This window comes from Geodermatophilus sp. DSM 44513 (genome assembly GCF_032460525.1).
Taxonomy (GTDB): Bacteria; Actinomycetota; Actinomycetes; order Mycobacteriales; family Geodermatophilaceae; genus Geodermatophilus.
This window is the reverse complement of the sequence record NZ_CP135963.1, coordinates 3,310,541-3,327,702: the sequence shown is the minus strand read 5'-3', so window position 1 is coordinate 3,327,702 and position 17,162 is coordinate 3,310,541. Positions and strand designations below refer to the sequence as shown.

Below are 17,162 nucleotides of genomic sequence, written 5' to 3'. Positions count from 1 at the left end.
GCACGGATGCAGCCGCGGAACCGTGCGACATCGCCGATCTCGTCAGCGGAGGGCGCGGCGGACCTCGGCCACGACGTCCGCGGGCCGGCCCAGGACGTCGGCGGAGCTGAAGCGCAGGACCGTCCACCCGGCGGCGACGAGCCGGTTCTGCCGGCGCAGGTCGCCGACGAACACAGCGCGCTCGCGGTGGAGGTCGCCGTCGAACTCGACGAGGACCCTCCGCTCCGGCCAGGCCAGGTCGGCGCGCCCCAGCGGGGACCCGGCCGCGTCGCGGACGACGTGCTGCAGGTCCGGCGCCGGGAGGCCCGCCTCGTGCAGGAGCCAGCGGAGCACCGACTCCATGGGCGACTCGGACCGGGGGTCGGCGACGGGCAGCACCGCACGGGCGCGGGCCGACCCCCGCCCGGTCGGGCGGGCCTGCAGCTGGACGGCCAGCTGGTCGCGAGCCACCCCGCGGGCCAGCAGCTGGTCGGTGACCGCGAGCAGCGCCGGGGGAGTGAGGACGCCGGCCAGGTCCCGCCAGGTGCGCGCCGGTGTGGTGACCGGCAGCGTCCCCCGGCGGGTGCGGTCGGCCTCCGGGAGCGGGCTGCGGTGCACCCGGCGGTCCCGCCGGCTCTCCGAGCGCGACGACAGGGGGACCGTGAGGTCCACCCGGCCCGACCGATCGGCCTGGAGGGGGACCTCGATGCCCTAGAGTCCGGCCGCGGACACGTGGCTGACGACGGCGCCGGGCGGTGCGGTGAGCAGCACGGCGGCCAGGCGGGCGGTCGCCTCCCCGGCCACCGCCCGCGGCAGGTAGGTGTCCCGGGACAGCCGGAGCACGCCCGGGTGCTGCAGCTGGCGGTCGGTGACGCCGGCCGCACGGGCCATGGTGCGGGTGGCGGGACCGGTCAGCCGGGAGGCGGGGCGTCGGCGGGGCACCGCGGCAGCCCGCCCCGCGCCGACCCGGCCCCGCTGGCGTCGTCCACAGCCCCGGCGACATCGGCGATCTCGCACGGATGGGGCCGCAGGACCGTGCGACATCGGCGATCTCGCCGGGGGGACGGCCGGCCGGAGACGCGACGGAGCCCGGGGGTCCGAGGACCTCCGGGCTCCGTCCAGCCGGTTCGGCGAGCGCTCAGGCGCGCACGACCTTGCCCGCACGGATGCAGGAGGTGCAGGCGTTGATGCGCCGGCGGTTGCCCGGGGCGACGAGCGCCTTCACGGACTGGATGTTCGGGTTCCACCGGCGCGGCGTGCGGCGGTGCGAGTGCGACACCGACATACCGAAACCGGGCCCCTTGCCACAGACGTCGCACACGGCAGCCACGGTGGATCACTCCCAGAGATTCGCTTCACGGACGGCGGCGCGCCGACGCGCCCGCACACAGACCGTCGAGGAGTCTAACCGCTCCCCGGCCGGGGCGTCGGAGGGGTCGCCGCCGTCCCGCGCACGCACCCGGGACCGTCGGCCCGGCTGGGTAGTCTCCGGCCGTGCTGCCGGCGCTGGACGACGCCGCGGTCGGCCAGTGGTGCCGGGCCGCGGTCGAGGCGCTGTCCGCCGCACGGGGTCGCCTCGACGACCTCAACGTCTTCCCCGTGCCCGACGGCGACACCGGCACCAACCTGCTGGCCACGGTGGAGGCGGCGCTGGCCGCGCTCGACCAGGCCGGCCCGGAGCACGCCGAGCCGGTGTGGGCGGTGCTCGCCCGCGGCGCGGTGCTGGGCGCCCTCGGCAACTCCGGCACGATCCTCGCCCAGCTCGTCCGCGGGCTGGCCGACCAGCTCGCCGGGCAGCCCCCGGCCGACGGGCCGACCCTCGCCGCCGCCCTGCAGAAGGCCGCCGGCACCGCCTACGGGGCGGTCGCCGACCCGGAGGAGGGGACCCTCCTCACGGTGGCCCGCGCGGGCGGCGAGGCCGCGGTCGCCGCGGTCGCCGGCGGGCACACCGCCCTCGCCGAGGTGGTGCGCGCCGCCGCCGACGGCGCCCGGGTCGCCCTGGACCGGACGCCGGGGCAGCTGGCCGTCCTGCGCGAGGCCGGCGTGGTCGACGCCGGTGGGGCGGGGCTGTGCGTGGTGCTCGACGCGCTGGTCGCCACGGTCACCGGGATCGGGCCCGACCGCCCGCCGCTGGTCCGCCGGCCCGGGCGCGGGGCGCACGCCGGGCACTCCCACGGGGTCGACCCCGCCGACCTGCCGCACCAGCCGCCCGCCGGCCCGGGCAGCGAGGTGCAGTACCTGCTGGCCGGCAGCGACGAGGCGGCCGTGGCGCGGCTGCAGGGTCGGCTGGCCGCGCTCGGCGACAGCCTGGTGGTCGTCGGCGTCGACACCCCGACCGGCCGCGAGTGGAACGTGCACGTGCACGTCAGCGACGTCGGGGCGGCGATCGAGGCCGGCATCGAGGCCGGCCGCCCGTACCGGATCACGGTCAGCCCGCTGGCGCCGGTGCGGTCCCCGGCGCCGGCGCCCGGCGCGCGGGCGGTCGTCGCCGTCGTCCCGGACGGCGGCCTGGCGGAGCTGTTCGGCAGCGAGGGCGCCACCGTCGTCCCCCGCGGGGCCGGCGGCGTCACCGAGGACGACGTGCTCGCCGCGGTCCTGGGCTGCGGTGCCGCCGCCGTCGTCGTGCTGCCCAACCACGCCGAGCTCACCGCGCCGGCCTCCCGCGCCGCCGAGCGGGCCCGCGAGGAGGGCCGCGAGGTCGCCGTCGTCCCCACCCGCTCGCCGGTGCAGGGCCTGGCCGCGCTCGCCGTCGCCGACCCGGCCCGGCGCTTCGGCGACGACGTCATCACCATGGCCGAGGCGGCCGCCGCGACCCGCTGGGCGGAGGTCACCGTCGCCGAGCAGGAGGCGCTGACCAGCGCGGGCCGCTGCGCGCCCGGTGACGTGCTCGGCTCGGCCGACGGCGACGTGCTGCTCGTCGGCGGCGCCCCGGCCGCGGTCGCCTGCGAGCTGTTGGACCGCCTGCTGTCCGCCGGCGGGGAGCTGGTGACCCTCGTGCTCGGCCCCGACGCCGACCTGGCCGCCGCCGTGCTGGCCCATCTGGCCGGCCGGCACCCGACGGTCGAGGTCACCCGCTACGACGGCGCGCCCGAGGGGGTCTCGCTGCAGGTGGGGGTGGAGTAGTGGCCGTCGACATGGCGACCCGGCTGGACCGGGTGCTCGGTGCCCGGACGGCGAGGGCGATGGCCGAGTCGCTGGACCTGCACACGGTGCGCGACCTGCTGCGGCACTACCCCCGCCGCTACGCGAAGCGCGGCGAGATGACCCGCCTGGACGACCTACAGGTCGGTGACCGGGTCACCGTGCTGGCCCAGGTGCGCACCGTCAGCACGCGGAAGATGCGCAACCGCCCGGGCTCGCTCACCGAGGTCACCGTGGGCGACGGCGCCGGCACCATGCAGCTGGTCTTCTTCAACCGCCGGCACAAGGACCTCAGCGCCGGCGCCTGGGGGCTGTTCGCCGGCACGGTCGGTGAGTACCGCAGGAGCAAGCAGTTCGCCCACCCCGACTTCCACCTCATCACCGGGGACGACGACACCGACTGGGCCCGCGCGCTCATCCCGATCTACCCGGCGACCAAGGAGGTCTCCAGCTGGGTCGTGCAGCGGTCGGTGAAGCTGCTGCTGGACGCCGCCGGCGGCTTCGGCTTCGTCGAGGACCCGCTGCCCGAACCGCTGCGCGCCCGCCACGGCCTGCCCGGCCTGGCGGCCGCGCTGCTCGACGTGCACCGGCCCACCTCCGACCACGACGTCGAGCGGGCCGCGCACCGGCTCAAGTGGGACGAGGCGCTCACCCTGCAGCTCACCCTCGCCGCGCGCCGCCGTGCCGCCGCGCTGGAGCCCGGCGTGGCCCGGCCGCGGCGGGCCGGTGGGCTGCTGGCGGCCGTCGACGCCGCGCTGCCCTTCGCGCTCACCGACGGGCAGCGCGAGGTGGGGGAGGAGCTGGCCGCCGAGCTGTCCCGGGAGCAGCCGATGCACCGGCTCCTGCAGGGGGAGGTCGGCGCCGGCAAGACGGTCGTCGCACTGCGCGCCATGGCTCAGGTCGTCGACGCCGGCGGGCAGGCGGCGCTGCTGGCCCCCACCGAGGTACTCGCCGCCCAGCACGCCCGCAGCATCGGCGCCCTGCTCGGCCCGCTCGGCCGCGCCGGCGAGCTGGACGGCGACCCGGCCGGCACCCGCGTGGTGCTGCTCACCGGGTCGCAGCGGGCCGCGGTCCGCCGGGAGGCCCGCGCCGCGGTCGCCGACGGCAGCGCCGGCATCGTCGTCGGCACGCACGCGCTGCTGCAGGAGGGCGTGGACTTCGCCGACCTCGGGTTCGTGGTCGTCGACGAGCAGCACCGCTTCGGGGTGGAGCAGCGCGACGCGCTGCGCGCCAAGGGCGACCGCCCCCCGCACGTGCTGGTGATGACCGCCACGCCGATCCCACGCACGGTGGCGATGACCGTGTACGGCGACCTGGAGACCTCCACGCTGCGCCAGCTGCCGGGAGGGCGCGGCGGCGTGGCCAGCTCGGTGGTCCCCGTCAATGACCGGCCGGCCTGGCTGGACCGCGCGTGGGAGCGGCTGCGCGAGGAGGTCGCCGCCGGTCGGCAGGCCTACGTCGTGTGCCCGCGGATCGGCGAGGACGCCGGTGCTGAGGAGGAGGAGCCCGACGGCGCCGACGGCGCGCCGGCCGAGGGTGGCTCGGACCGCCGCCCGCCGCTGGCCGTCCTCGACGTCGCCGAGCAGCTGCGCGCCGGCCCGCTGGCCGGGCTGCGCCTGGAGGTGCTGCACGGCCGGCTGACCCCGGAGGTGAAGGAGGCCACCATGCGCGCCTTCGCCGCCCGCGAGGTCGACGTGCTGGTCGCCACCACCGTCGTCGAGGTCGGCGTCGACGTGCCCAACGCCACCGTGATGGTGGTCATGGACGCCGACCGCTTCGGCGTCAGCCAGCTGCACCAGCTGCGCGGCCGGGTCGCACGAGGGCAGCACCGGGGGCTGTGCCTGCTGGTCTCCGAGGCGTCCCCCTCCTCGGCGACGGGGCAGCGGCTGGCCGCGGTGGCCGCCACCTCCGACGGCTTCGAGCTGGCCCGGCTGGACTTGGAGACCCGCCGCGAGGGCGACGTCCTCGGCGCCGCCCAGTCCGGCCGCCGCTCGGGCATCCGGATGCTCTCGCTGCTGGAGGACGAGGAGCTCATCGCCGAGGCCCGCGCGGAGGCGACCGCGCTGCTAGCCACCGACCGCGGCCTGGCCGACCTCCCCGGCCTGGCCGCGGAGGTGGCCGCACTGGCCACCGACGAGCGCGCCACGTACCTCGAGAAGGCCTGAGGGAGGCGCGCGGGTGACGCGGCTGATCTCCGGCGTCGCCGGGGGACGGCGGCTGAGGGTCCCGCCGTCGGGCGTGCGGCCCACCGGCGACCGCGCCCGGGAGGGGGTGTTCAACACCCTGTCGACGCTGCTCGACCTCGAGGGCGCCGCCGTCCTCGACCTCTACGCCGGCTCCGGGGCGCTGGGGCTGGAGGCGCTCAGCCGGGGCGCGGCGCAGGTGGTGTTCGTCGAGAACGCACCCCGGGTGCTGCCGGTGCTGCGCGCCAACCTGGATACGGTCGGACTGCCCGGCGGGCGCGTGCTGTCCGGTTCGGTGCCCACCGTCCTCACCGGGCCCCCACCGGCCCGCTTCGACCTGGTCCTCGCCGACCCGCCCTACGCCACGCCGCCGGCCGAGGTGGTCGGCGTGCTGGAGGCGCTGGTCGCAGGGGGGTGGCTGGCCGAGGACGCCGTCGTGGTGGTCGAACGCCCCAGCCGCGAGGCGCCGTTCGCGTGGCCGACACCCCTGCGCGGACTGCGCGACCGCCGCTACGGGGAGGCCGTGCTCCGGTACGGTCGCTGCCCGTGAGGCGTGCCGTCTGCCCCGGGTCCTTCGACCCCGTGACGAACGGTCACGTCGACGTCATCACCCGGGCCGCGGCGCTCTACGACGAGCTGGTCGTGGCCGTGCTGGTCAACCCCGGCAAGGCCGGCCTGTTCACCGTGGACGAGCGCATGGCGCTGCTGCGCGACGCGATCGCCGAGGTGCCCAACGTGCGGGTCGACAGCTTCTCCGGCCTGCTGGTCGACTACTGCCGCGACCACGACGTCCCGGTGATCGTGAAGGGGCTGCGGGCGGTCAGCGACTTCGAGTACGAGCTGCAGATGGCCCAGATGAACCGCGAGCTGGCCGCGGTGGAGACACTGTTCGTGCCCACCGCGCCGCAGGTGGGCCACCTGTCCTCCAGCCTGGTCAAGCAGATCGCCCAGTTCGGCGGGGACGTCTCGGCCCTGGTGCCCCGGGCCGTGCACGAGCGGCTCACCGCGCAGCGGGAGGGGACCTCGTGACGGAGGTGGTCTACCGGCTCTACGAGACCGTCGACGAGCTGAGCAGCGTCATCGAGAACGCCCGCGCCGTGCCGATGTCCGGCGGGTCGTGCATGGTGTCCCGCGACATCCTGCTGGACCTGCTCGACGACCTCCGGGAGAACCTGCCCGCCGAGGTGCACAAGGCCGGCGCGATCGTCGAGCAGCGCACCGAGATCCTCCAGCAGGCGCAGGCCGAGGCCGAGCGGCTCACCGGGCGCACCCGCAGCGAGACCGAGCAGGTCGTCGGCGCGGCCCGCCGGCAGCGGGAGGAGATCCTCGGCACGGCCCGCCGGCAGCGCGACGACCTGCTGGCCCGCGCCCAGGCCGAGGCCGAGGACCTGCTGGCCCGCGCCGAGGAGGAGGCCGAGCAGGTCGTCGACGAGGCGCGCCGGCACCACGAGGCGGTGCTCGCCGACGCGCAGGTCCAGCACGCCGAGATCCTGGCGGCCGCGCAGGCCGAGCACGAGCGGCTGGTCGGCGAGACCGAGGTCTACCGGGGTGCGGTCGACCGCGCCGACGAGCTCGGGGCGCAGACCGCCGCGGACGTCGCGCGCATGCGCACCGAGGTCGACGAGTACGTCGACAGCCGGCTGGCCGACTTCGGCGGCACGCTGGAGCGGATGCTGCGCTCGGTGGAGAAGGCCCGGGCCAGCCTGCGGGACACCTGAGCCGCACCCCGTCCCCCGCGGGAGGCCCGAGGGGGTCCGCCGCCATCGGGTAACCTGGTCGCCGACCGCCGGAGGTCCGCACCCCGGCCGGACACTTCCCCGAGACCCATCGCGAGTACCGACATGCCTGCCGCACCGCTGCCCCGTCCAGGCGCCGCGTCCCCGGACGCCCGGCGTCCGGCCGCCAACCCCTGGTCCGTGGACCTGCGCGAGCTGGGCCGCCGGGCCGGCTCGATGCACGAGCTGGAGCGCACGCTGCCCGCGCCCGCCGACTGGCGGGTGGAGCTCATCGGCGTCCCCGAGGGCGCGCCGGTCGCGCTGCGGCTGCGGCTGGAGTCGGTGATGGAGGGGGTGCTCGTCTCCGGCGAGGTCGACGTCCCCGTCGCCGGCTCCTGCGCCCGCTGCCTGGAGCCGGTCGAGGACACCCTGGAGCTCGACGTCCAGGAGCTGTTCGCCTACCCGGGCAGCACCACCGAGGCCACCAGCGAGGAGGACGAGGTGCGCCTCGTCGAGGGCGAGCACATCGACCTCGAGCCGATGGTCCGCGACCTCGTCGTGCTGAGCCTGCCGCTGGCGCCCACCTGCACCGAGGACTGCGCCGGGCTGTGCGTCGACTGCGGCCAGCGCCTCGACGACCTGCCGGCCGACCACACCCACGAGCAGCTCGACCCGCGCTGGGCCGGGCTGGCCGCACGACTCGCCGCACCGGGCACCCCCGGCGCGGCCGACCCAGAGGAGAACTGACGTGGCCGTCCCGAAGCGGAAGATGTCCCGCTCCAACACCCGCGCCCGGCGTTCGCAGTGGAAGGCCACCGCGCCCACCCTGACGCCGTGCCCGAACAAGGCCTGCGGCCAGCCCAAGCCGCCGCACCAGGCCTGCCGGAGCTGCGGTCAGTACGCCGGCCGCCAGGTCCTCTCCGTCTGACGCCGGCCGCACCAGCCGTGGGGACGACGCCACCCGCCGCCGACGGGTCGGCCGGCCGCTCCCCGGCCGGTGCCGCCCACGCCGACCGCGCGGCCGCCTGGCTCCTCGACGCCCTCGGCATCGAGCTGCCCGGCGGCCTGCTGGCGTTGGCCCTGACCCACCGGTCGTGGGCCTACGAGCACGGCGGGCTGCCCACCAACGAGCGCCTGGAGTTCCTCGGGGACTCGGTGCTCGGCCTGGTCGTCACCGACGAGCTCTACCGGCGCCACCCGGAGCTGCCCGAGGGGCGGCTGGCCAAGCTGCGGGCCTCGGTGGTCAACATGACCTCGCTGGCCGGTGTCGCCCGGCGGCTGGGGGAGGACGGGCTGGGCCCGCACCTGCTGCTGGGCCGCGGGGAGGAGACCACCGGCGGCCGGCACAAGGACTCCATCCTCGCCGACGCCGTGGAGGCGCTCATCGGCGCCGTGCACGTCGGCCTCGGCCTGGACGCCGCGGCGGCCGTGGTGCACCGGCTGTTCGACCCGCTGCTGGACCAGGCCGCCACCCGGGGCGCCGGCCTGGACTGGAAGACCAGCCTGCAGGAGCTGGGCGCCCGACTGGGCCTGGGCGCGCCGGGCTACGTCATCGAGGACGCCGGCCCCGACCACGCCAAGACCTTCACCGCCGCCGTCGTCCTCGCGGGCACCGTCCACGGCCGCGGCGCCGGCCGCACGAAGAAGGCCGCCGAGCAGGAGGCCGCCGAGGCCGCCTGGCACGCGCTGTCGCACACCACCCCGCAGGGAGCACCCCCGGACGGCGGGGCCGTCGCGGCCGTGACCGGCGCGGGCTGACCGCGTGCCCGAGCTGCCCGAGGTCGAGGTGGTCCGGCGCGGACTGGAGCGCTGGGTCGCCGGCCGCACCGTCGCCGCCGTCGAGGTGCGCCACCCGCGCGCGGTCCGCCGGCACCTGGAGGGCACCGAGCACTTCGTCGCCGCGCTGACCGGCCGCACCCTCACCGCGGCCCGCCGGCGCGGGAAGTACCTCTGGCTGCCGCTGGCCGAGGGCGACGGCACGCCCGCCGGGCAGGCGCTCGTCGCCCACCTCGGGATGAGCGGCCAGCTGCTCGTCGAGGAGCCCCGCCACCCCGACGGGGTGCACCTGCGCGCCCGGTTCACCTTCACCGACGGCGGCCGGGAGCTGCGCTTCGTCGACCAGCGCACGTTCGGCGGGCTGGCGGTGGAGGACGCCCCGGACCCGGACGACGTCCCGCCCCGGGTCGCGCACATCGCCATCGACCCGCTGGACGGCTCCTTCGACACCGACGCCTTCAGTGCGGCCCTGCGCCGCCGGCGCACCGAGGTCAAGCGCGCCCTGCTGGACCAGACGCTGATCGGCGGGGTGGGCAACATCTACGCCGACGAGTCGCTGTGGCGGGCCGGGCTGCACGGCGCCCGCCCCACCGACCGGCTCACCCGCGCCCAGGTGGCCGAGCTGCTGGAGGGGGTGCGCGACGTGCTGACCGAGAGCCTGGCGCAGGGCGGGACGTCCTTCGACTCCCTCTACGTCGACGTCAACGGGCGCAGCGGCTACTTCTCCCGCCACCTGGCCGTCTACGGCCAGGCCGACCGGCCCTGCCCCCGCTGCGGGACACCGATCGTGCGCGAGTCGTTCATGAACCGCTCCAGCTACAGCTGCCCGCGCTGCCAGCCCCGGCCCCGGTCGGCGCCTGCCCGGGCCCGGCGGCCGTGAGGCGGGTCGTCGCCCTGGTCTCCGGCGACGTGCAGGGCGTGGGTTCGGCCCCGCTGCAGGAGGCCGCGCCGAGCGTGCGAGGCGTGGGGGGCAGCGGGGTCCTTCCGGGCCCCGTCGAGGTCGTGCTCGAGGGGCCGGACGCCGCGGTGGCCGCCGTCCTGGCCGACCTGGACGGGCCGGACGCGCCCGGCGCGGTGACGGGAGTCGACGTCCGTGACGAGCGTGTCCAGGGGGACGCGGGGTTCACCACGGCGTGACGAACGCGACACCGGCCTGACACGATGGACCTGGAGTGTGCCCGTTGACCTGCGTGTCCGGGCCTGTCACCCTGGGGACACAGGACCGCGCCGACCGTCGTACGGGGCGCAGGTCACCCCCTCACGCAGTCGAAAGGCCGTTGTCGCCATGGCCAAGGCCCTGTTCGGTCACGTCGTCGCCCCCGCGGAGCTCCGAGTAGCCGAGGAGAACGCCCTCCTGCGGGCCCGGGTGCGTCGGCTGGAGCAGGAACTGCAGGAGCTGCGCGCCCAGCGGGACGCCGCCATCGCCCACGAGCTGCTCAGCCTCGCCGGCGACAACGCCGAGCCCGCGCTCGCCTGAAAGAGGACCCCGTCCTCCTCACCGCTCGCCAGCTCGCGGCGAGCCTCTGGACGAGGCCGGAGTCGCGCACCCCGGCTGAGTTCCTGACCCCGTGCACCTGGCGAGCCTGACGCTCAAGGGCTTCAAGTCCTTCGCGTCCGCGACGACCCTGCGCCTGGAGCCGGGGATCACCGCCGTCGTCGGCCCCAACGGCTCCGGGAAGTCCAACGTCGTCGACGCCATCGCCTGGGTCCTGGGCGAGCAGGGCGCGAAGACCCTGCGCGGCGGCAAGATGGAGGACGTCATCTTCGCCGGCACCGCCGGCCGCCCCGCGCTGGGCCGGGCCGAGGTGACGCTCACCATCGACAACGCCGACGGCGCGCTGCCCATCGACTACACCGAGGTCTCGATCACCCGGCGCATGTACCGCTCCGGGGAGAGCGAGTACGAGATCAACGGGGACAGGGTCCGGCTGCTCGACGTCCAGGAGCTGCTCAGCGACGCCGGCATCGGCCGGGAGATGCACGTCGTCGTCGGTCAAGGGCAGCTCGACGCCGTGCTGTCCGGGCGCCCCGAGGACCGTCGCGCCTTCGTGGAGGAGGCCGCCGGCGTCCTCAAGCACCGCCGGCGCAAGGAGAAGGCCCTCCGCAAGCTCGAGGGGATGCAGGCCAACCTCGACCGCCTCGGCGACCTCACCGCCGAGCTGCGCCGCCAGCTCAAGCCGCTGGGCCGCCAGGCCGAGGCGGCCCGCCGCGCGGCCGGTGTGCAGGCCGACCTGCGCGACGCCCGGCTGCGGCTGCTCGCCGACGACCTGGTGCAGCTGCGTGACGCCCTGGAGCAGGACGTCGCCGACGAGGCCGCGGCCCGCGCCCGCCGCGCCGCCGTCGAGGCCGAGCTGGCCCGGACGGCGGCGCGCGAGTCGGCGCTGGAGACCCGGCTGGCCGCCGACGCACCGCTGCTGGCCGCGGCACAGGACACCTGGTACCGGCTCTCCGCGCTCACCGAGCGCTTCCGCGGCACCGCCCAGCTGGCCGCTGAGCGGCACCGGCACCTGTCCGCCGCCCCGCCCGCGGCCACCGCCGGCCGCGACCCCGACCAGCTGGACGCCGAGGCCGAGCGGGTGGCCGCCACCGAGGCCCAGCTCGCCACGGGCCTGGACGCCGAGCGCGGCCGGCTGGCGGCGGCGGTGACCGCCCGCACCGAGCGGGAGACCGCGCTGGCCGCCGCCGAGCGGGCCTGGGTCGCCGCGGCCCGCGCCCTGGCCGACCGCCGGGAGGGCCTGGCGCGGCTGTCCGGGCAGGTCGCCGCCGCCCGCTCCCGCGTCACCGCGGGGGAGGCGGAGATCGCGCGGCTCGCCGCCGCGGCCGCCGAGGCCGCCGACCGCGCCGAGATCGCCGCCGACCGGCTGGCCGAACGCCGCGCGGCGGTGGCCGACGCCGACGACGAGGACGTCGCGCTGGTCACCGCGCACGCCGACGCGGTCGCCGCGCACGCCGCGGCGGCGCGGGCGGTCACCGAGCTGGCCGCCGCCGAGCGGGCCGCCGAGCGCGACCGCGCCTCCGCACACGCCCGCCGGGACACCCTCGCCCAGGGCCTGGCGCCGGCCGACGGCGCCGCCGCGGTGCTGGCCGCCGGCCTGCCCGGCGTCCTCGGGCCGGTTCCCGAGCGGGTCACCGTCGCACCCGGCGCGGAGGTGCCGCTGGCCGCCGCGCTGGCCGGGATGGCCGACGCCCTGGTCGTCGACTCCGTGGCCGGTGCCGCGGCGGCGCTGGCGCACCTCAAGGACGTCGCCGGCGGCCGCGCCGGGCTGCTGGTCACCGGCGGCCTGCCCGCGCTGCCCCGCGACGGCTGGCCGCGGCTGCCGGAGGGGGCCCGCTGGGCGCGCGACCTGGTCGAGGCCCCCGCGGCGCTGCAGCCCGCCCTGGACCGCGCGCTGGACCGCGTCGCCGTCGTCCCCGACCTGGACGCCGCGGTCACCCTGGTCACCACCCACCCCCGGGTGCGGGCGGTGACCGGCGACGGCGACCTCGTCGGCGCCGACTGGGCGGTCGGCGGGCAGGCCGACGCGCCCTCGGGGCTGGAGGTCCGCGCCCGGGTGGAGGACGCCGAGCGGGAGCTCGCCGCGGCCTCCGCCCGGGCCGCCGACCTCGCCGACCGGCTGGCCGCGGCACGACAGACCGCCCGCGACCGCTCGGCGGACGTCGAGCGGACCCTCGCCGCCCGCCAGGCGGCCGACCGCACCCGCTCGGCCGCGGCCGCGCGGCTCGCCGAGCTGGGCGCCGCCGCCCGGGCGGCCACCGCGGAGGCCGAGCGCTCGGCAGCGGCCCGGGTCCGCGCCGAGCAGGCGCTGGAGCAGGCGCAGACGGCCCTCGCCGGCCTCGAGCAGCGGCTGGCCGAGGCCCAGGCGGCGCCGGTCGCCGACGAGCCCGACCCGGCCGAGCGGGACCGGCTGCGCCGGGAGACGGCCGCCGCCCGGCAGGCGGAGACCGAGGCGCGGCTGGCCGTGCGCACCGCCGAGGAGCGGGCCCGGGCGCTCAGTGGACGGGCGGAGTCGCTGCGCCGGCGGGCCCGCCAGGAGCGCGCCGCCCGCGAACGGGCCGCCGCCACCCAGCTCGCCCGGGAGCGCGGCGCCCGGGTCGCCGCCGGGGTGCGGACGGGGGCGGAGGCGGCGCTGGGCGCGCTGGCGTCGTCCCTGACCCGGGCCGCCGCGGAGCGCGACGAGCTGGCCCGTCTGCGCACCGCCGCGGAGGCCGAGCTGCTGGAGGTGCGCGTCGCCGTCCGCGCGGCCACCGCGGAGGTGGAGCGGCTCACCGACGAGGTGCACCGCGACGAGGTGGCCCGCGCCGAGCAGCGCTACCGCATCGAGGGGCTGGAGGGCCGGGCCGCCGAGGAGTACGGCGTCGACCTGCCCACCCTGCTGGCCGAGTACGGCCCGGCCGCACCGGTGCCGCCCACCCCCGCCCAGGTCGCCGCCGCGCAGGCGGCCGGGGAGCCCGAGCCGGAGGCCGAGCCCTTCGACCGCGCCACCCAGGAACGCCGCGCCGCGCGGGCCGAGCGGGACCTGGCCACCCTCGGCACGGTGAACCCGCTGGCGCTGGAGGAGTTCGCCGCGCTGGAGGAGCGACACGGGTTCCTGGCCACCCAGCTCGCCGACCTGGAGGCCACCCGCCGCGACCTGCTCACCGTCGTCCGCGAGGTGGACGGGCGCATCCACGACGTCTTCGCCGCCGCCTTCGCCGACGTGCAGCGGGAGTTCGAGCGGGTGTTCGCCGTCCTCTTCCCCGGCGGCCAGGGCCGGCTGCACCTCACCGACCCCAGCGACATGCTCACCACCGGCGTGGAGATCGAGGCCCGCCCGCCCGGCAAGCGGGTGCGGCGGCTGTCACTGCTCTCGGGTGGGGAGCGCTCGCTCACGGCGGTCGCGCTGCTGGTGGCGATCTTCCGGGCCCGGCCCTCGCCGTTCTACGTGCTCGACGAGGTCGAGGCGGCTCTGGACGACGTCAACCTCGGCCGGCTGCTGACCCTGGTGGAGCAGCTGCGCTCGACCTCGCAGCTGATCGTCATCACCCACCAGAAGCGGACGATGGAGATCGCCGACGCCCTCTACGGGGTGAGCATGCGCGGCGACGGCATCACCGGCGTCATCAGCCAACGCCTGCGCGAGCCCGAGCCCGCGTGACCGCCGCGGCCGGGCGGAACGGACGCCGGCCCCTGTCGGCCCGGATCGCGCCGTCGGGCGGGGACCGGTAGGACGGGGGAGGGGACGCCGTCCCCGGTGCCCGCCGCCCCCGACGACGCGAGGACCCCCGTGGCCGCCCCCACCCTCGACACCGACCCGTGGACCGTCCGCGAGCCGCACGTGGACCCCGGGACGCTCGCCGTCGCCGAGTCCCTCTTCAGCCTCGCCAACGGCTACCTCGGCACCCGGGGGACCCTCGACGAGGTGGAGCCCTGCGCCACCCGCGGCACCTACCTGTCCGGCGTGTACGAGACCCACCCGCTGTCCTACCCCGAGGGCGGCTACGGGCACCCCGGGGAGGGCCAGGCGCTGCTCACCGTCGCCGACGGCACGCCGCTGCGGCTGCTGGTCGACGGGGTCGTGCTCGACGTGCGCGAGGTCCGCCCCGAGCTGCACGAGCGCACCCTGGACCTGCGGGCCGGCACGCTGGACCGCCGCGTGCGCTGGACCGCCCTGTCGGGCACGACGATCGAGGTGACCTCGCGGCGGCTGGTCTCCCTCGTCGAGCGCTCGGTGTGCGCCGTGCGGTACGAGGTCCGCGCCGTGGACGGCCCCGCGCACGTCGTCGTGCGCTCCGAGCTGGTCTCCGGCGCGATCACGCCGACCGGCGTGGTCAACGACGACCCGCGGGTGGCCGACGTGCTGGACACCGCCTTCGAGCCGCAGGTGCACCGCCGCGTGGACGACGGCGGCGCGCTCGCGTCCCGCACCCGCCGCTCGGGCATCACGGTCGCCGCCGCGGTCGGCCACCGGGTCGACGGCGGACGGGTGGACACCCGCGCCGACGAACACCACGTCGTCACCACGGTGGCCGCCGACCTGGGCCCCGGCGAGAGCCTCACGATCGTCAAGACCGTCGGGTACAGCTGGTCCCACGACGCCGCCGCCGACTCCGTCGTCGGGGAGGCCTCGGCCGCCGTGGGCTCGGCCGGAGACCTGGGGTGGGACGGCCTGCTCGCCGGGCAGCGCGCCGTCCTCGACGAGCTCTGGGCCACCGCGGACGTCGAGGTCGACGGCGACCCCGAGCTCCAGCAGGCGCTGCGCTACGCCGTCTTCCAGCTGTTCTGCTCCGCCGCCTGCATCTCCGACGCCCCCGTCGGCGCCAAGGGCCTCACCGGCATGGGCTACAGCGGGCACACCTTCTGGGACGTCGAGGGCTTCGTGCTGCCCGCGCTCAGCCTGCTGCGCCCGGACGCCGCGGCCCGCCTGCTGCGCTGGCGCTCGGGCACCCTGGACCTCGCCCGCGAGCGCGCGGCGACGCTGGGGCTGGACGGCGCGGCGTTCGCCTGGCGCACCATCAGCGGGCACGAGGTCTCCGCCTACTGGCCGGCCAGCACCGCGGCGGTGCACGTCAACGCCGACGTCGCCCGCGCCTTCTGGCTGCACCAGAACGTCACGGGCACCGACCTCGTCTCGCTCGGCGGCGTGGCGGTGCTCGTGGAGACCGCGCGGCTGTGGACGTCGCTCGGTCACGAGGACGCGGCCGGCCGCTGGCACCTGTTCGGCACGACCGGGCCCGACGAGTACACCGGCGTCGTCGACGACAACGTCTTCACCAACCTGATGGCCGCGCGCAACCTGCGGTGGGCCGCCGACGCCTGCCGGCGGTGGCCGGAGCGCGCCGCGGAGCTCGGGGTGGACGACGCGGAGACCGCCACGTGGCGGGCCGCGGCCGACGCGGTGCACGTCCCGTGGGACGGGGACCTGCAGGTGCACCCGATGAACGAGAACTTCACCGCCTACCGGGAGTGGCACTTCGAGGACGACGACAGCTACCCGGTCCAGGAGCACCAGCACTACGCCACGTTCTACCGCCGGCAGGTGCTCAAGCAGGCCGACCTGGTGCAGGCGCTGTGGTGGTGTCGCGACGACTTCACGCCTGCGGAGGTGGCCCGCGACCTGGACTACTACGAGGCGCGCACGGTCCGGGACTCCTCGCTGTCGGCCGCCGTCCAGGCCGTCGTGTGCGCCCAGGCCCAGCACCCCGACCTCGCCCTGCGCTACCTGCGCGAGGCAGCCCTGGTCGACCTGCGCGACGTCACCGGCGGCAGCGCCGAGGGGTTGCACCTGGCTTCGGTGGCCGGGGCGTGGCTGGCGCTGGTTGCCGGCCTGGGCGGCATGCGGGAGGACCACGAGGAGCTGGAGATCGCGCCGCTGCTGCCGGCCGCCCTGTCGCGCACGGCCTGGTCGGTCACCTGGCGCGGCCGGGTGCTGCGCGTGCAGACCACCCGGGAGGGCACCACCGTCACGCTCGTGCGCGGGGAGGGGCCGGTGACCGTGGTCGCCGACGGCGTGCGGCTGTCGGTCACGGCCGACACCCCCGGTCACGTGCCGCTGCGTGCCCCCGACCCGCTGCTCGGCGAGCCGCGCCAGCCCGCCGGCCGCGAACCGCGCACCTGAGCGTCCGTGGAGCACTCCGGATCGTGGTGTACACATCGGGATGTTCGACTTGTACACTGACCGCGTGGACGTGGCGATCAGTGCCCTGCGGGCGGAGCTGTCCCACTGGATCGAGCGGGCCCGGGCTGGGGAGGAGATCGTCGTCACCGACCGCGGGACCCCGGTGGCCCGCCTGCTCCCCGTCGACTCCGCGCCGCTGCTCGACCAGCTCGTGCAGGACGGCGTGCTGAGCCGACCGCAGCGGGCCGGTCGGCCGGCCGCACGTGGGGCCGCACGGGTCCGCGCGAGTGGCCCGGTGGCGGACCTGGTGAGCGAGCAGCGCGACTGACGGGCCGCGACCGACGGGTATGGCCATCGTCTACTTCGACAGCAGCGCCTTCGTCAAGCTGCTGGTGGACGAGGACGGCAGCGACCTCGCCGCCGCGCTCTGGGACGGGTGCGACGCCGCGGTGTCCAGCAGGCTGGCGTACCCGGAGGTGCGCGCCGCGCTGGCCGCTGCGGCACGCGCCCGTCGGCTCACCCCGGCCGACCGGAGCCGCGCCGAGGCGGCGTGGGAGGACTACTGGGCGGCGACCCGGGCCGTCGAGCTGACCGGGGCGGTGGCCGCCCGCGCCGGCGAACTGGCCGGTCGGCACGCCCTGCGGGGTGCCGACGCGGTGCACCTCGCCAGCCTGCAGGCCGTCGGCGTCGCCGCCGTGGTCTTCGCCGCCTGGGACCGGCGACTGAGGGAGGGCGCACGGGCAGCAGGGGCCCGGCTGGCGCCGGTGGCGTAG

General features: G+C 77.2%; 18 protein-coding genes. 15 read left to right on the top strand and 3 right to left on the bottom strand.

Annotation, left to right across the window (positions count from 1 at the left end):
• Positions 1 to 42: 42 nt before the first annotated feature.
• The 3 genes from RTG05_RS16135 to rpmB form a co-directional block, all read right to left on the bottom strand.
• Complete coding sequence (locus RTG05_RS16135) at positions 43 to 597, bottom strand: endonuclease domain-containing protein (protein ID WP_166525961.1); 555 nt, start codon at positions 595 to 597, stop codon at positions 43 to 45.
• Positions 598 to 690: 93 nt separating this feature from the next.
• Entirely contained in the window at positions 691 to 921 is a 231-nt protein-coding gene (locus tag RTG05_RS16130) for a hypothetical protein (RefSeq protein ID WP_166525960.1), read from the bottom strand.
• Positions 922 to 1,117: 196 nt separating this feature from the next.
• Positions 1,118 to 1,309, bottom strand: a complete 192-nt coding sequence (gene rpmB, locus RTG05_RS16125; RefSeq protein ID WP_089304095.1) for a 50S ribosomal protein L28 — start codon at positions 1,307 to 1,309, stop codon at positions 1,118 to 1,120.
• Between the two features lie 164 nt (positions 1,310 to 1,473).
• On the opposite strand from rpmB, the gene RTG05_RS16120 reads away from it, so the two are divergent.
• The 15 genes from RTG05_RS16120 to RTG05_RS16050 all read left to right on the top strand — a co-directional run bounded on the left by RTG05_RS16120 (position 1,474) and on the right by RTG05_RS16050 (position 17,162).
• Positions 1,474 to 3,102 (top strand): DAK2 domain-containing protein, encoded by a 1,629-nt coding sequence (locus RTG05_RS16120; protein ID WP_166525959.1) that lies wholly within the window; start codon positions 1,474 to 1,476, stop codon positions 3,100 to 3,102.
• Positions 3,102 to 5,285: an ATP-dependent DNA helicase RecG gene (gene recG, locus RTG05_RS16115; protein WP_315911954.1), complete on the top strand. Its 2,184-nt coding sequence runs from the start codon at positions 3,102 to 3,104 to the stop codon at positions 5,283 to 5,285. The genes RTG05_RS16120 and recG overlap by 1 nt, the downstream gene beginning before the upstream one ends.
• A gap of 13 nt (positions 5,286 to 5,298) precedes the next feature.
• Positions 5,299 to 5,853, top strand: coding sequence for a 16S rRNA (guanine(966)-N(2))-methyltransferase RsmD (gene rsmD / locus RTG05_RS16110; protein ID WP_166525958.1), 555 nt, complete (start codon positions 5,299 to 5,301; stop codon positions 5,851 to 5,853).
• Positions 5,850 to 6,332, top strand: coding sequence for a pantetheine-phosphate adenylyltransferase (gene coaD / locus RTG05_RS16105; RefSeq protein ID WP_166525957.1), 483 nt, complete (start codon positions 5,850 to 5,852; stop codon positions 6,330 to 6,332). Before rsmD ends, coaD begins: the two co-directional genes overlap by 4 nt.
• Positions 6,329 to 7,021: a hypothetical protein gene (locus tag RTG05_RS16100; RefSeq protein ID WP_166525956.1), complete on the top strand. Its 693-nt coding sequence runs from the start codon at positions 6,329 to 6,331 to the stop codon at positions 7,019 to 7,021. Before coaD ends, RTG05_RS16100 begins: the two co-directional genes overlap by 4 nt.
• Positions 7,022 to 7,219: 198 nt before the next feature.
• Positions 7,220 to 7,765: a YceD family protein gene (locus RTG05_RS16095; RefSeq protein ID WP_315911953.1), complete on the top strand. Its 546-nt coding sequence runs from the start codon at positions 7,220 to 7,222 to the stop codon at positions 7,763 to 7,765.
• A 1-nt stretch (position 7,766) separates the two neighbouring features.
• On the top strand, positions 7,767 to 7,946 hold the full coding sequence (gene rpmF, locus RTG05_RS16090) for a 50S ribosomal protein L32 (protein ID WP_166525954.1): 180 nt from the start codon (positions 7,767 to 7,769) through the stop codon (positions 7,944 to 7,946).
• A gap of 17 nt (positions 7,947 to 7,963) precedes the next feature.
• Positions 7,964 to 8,776, top strand: coding sequence for a ribonuclease III (gene rnc, locus RTG05_RS16085; protein WP_166525953.1), 813 nt, complete (start codon positions 7,964 to 7,966; stop codon positions 8,774 to 8,776).
• A 4-nt stretch (positions 8,777 to 8,780) separates the two neighbouring features.
• Complete coding sequence (gene mutM / locus RTG05_RS16080) at positions 8,781 to 9,674, top strand: bifunctional DNA-formamidopyrimidine glycosylase/DNA-(apurinic or apyrimidinic site) lyase (RefSeq protein WP_166525952.1); 894 nt, start codon at positions 8,781 to 8,783, stop codon at positions 9,672 to 9,674.
• Positions 9,671 to 9,931: an acylphosphatase gene (locus RTG05_RS16075; protein ID WP_166525951.1), complete on the top strand. Its 261-nt coding sequence runs from the start codon at positions 9,671 to 9,673 to the stop codon at positions 9,929 to 9,931. Before mutM ends, RTG05_RS16075 begins: the two co-directional genes overlap by 4 nt.
• A 148-nt stretch (positions 9,932 to 10,079) precedes the next feature.
• The gene (locus RTG05_RS16070; protein ID WP_166525950.1) at positions 10,080 to 10,271 is read left to right on the top strand and encodes a hypothetical protein; all 192 of its coding nucleotides are present in this window, start codon (positions 10,080 to 10,082) and stop codon (positions 10,269 to 10,271) included.
• Positions 10,272 to 10,362: 91 nt separating this feature from the next.
• The gene (smc, locus tag RTG05_RS16065; protein WP_166525949.1) at positions 10,363 to 13,929 is read left to right on the top strand and encodes a chromosome segregation protein SMC; all 3,567 of its coding nucleotides are present in this window, start codon (positions 10,363 to 10,365) and stop codon (positions 13,927 to 13,929) included.
• Between the two features lie 129 nt (positions 13,930 to 14,058).
• Positions 14,059 to 16,389, top strand: coding sequence for a glycoside hydrolase family 65 protein (locus RTG05_RS16060; protein ID WP_166525948.1), 2,331 nt, complete (start codon positions 14,059 to 14,061; stop codon positions 16,387 to 16,389).
• Positions 16,390 to 16,453: 64 nt separating this feature from the next.
• A complete protein-coding gene (locus RTG05_RS16055) occupies positions 16,454 to 16,717 on the top strand; it encodes a type II toxin-antitoxin system Phd/YefM family antitoxin (protein ID WP_208104613.1) in 264 nt (87 codons plus the stop codon).
• A 19-nt stretch (positions 16,718 to 16,736) separates the two neighbouring features.
• A complete protein-coding gene (locus RTG05_RS16050) occupies positions 16,737 to 17,162 on the top strand; it encodes a type II toxin-antitoxin system VapC family toxin (RefSeq protein ID WP_166525947.1) in 426 nt (141 codons plus the stop codon).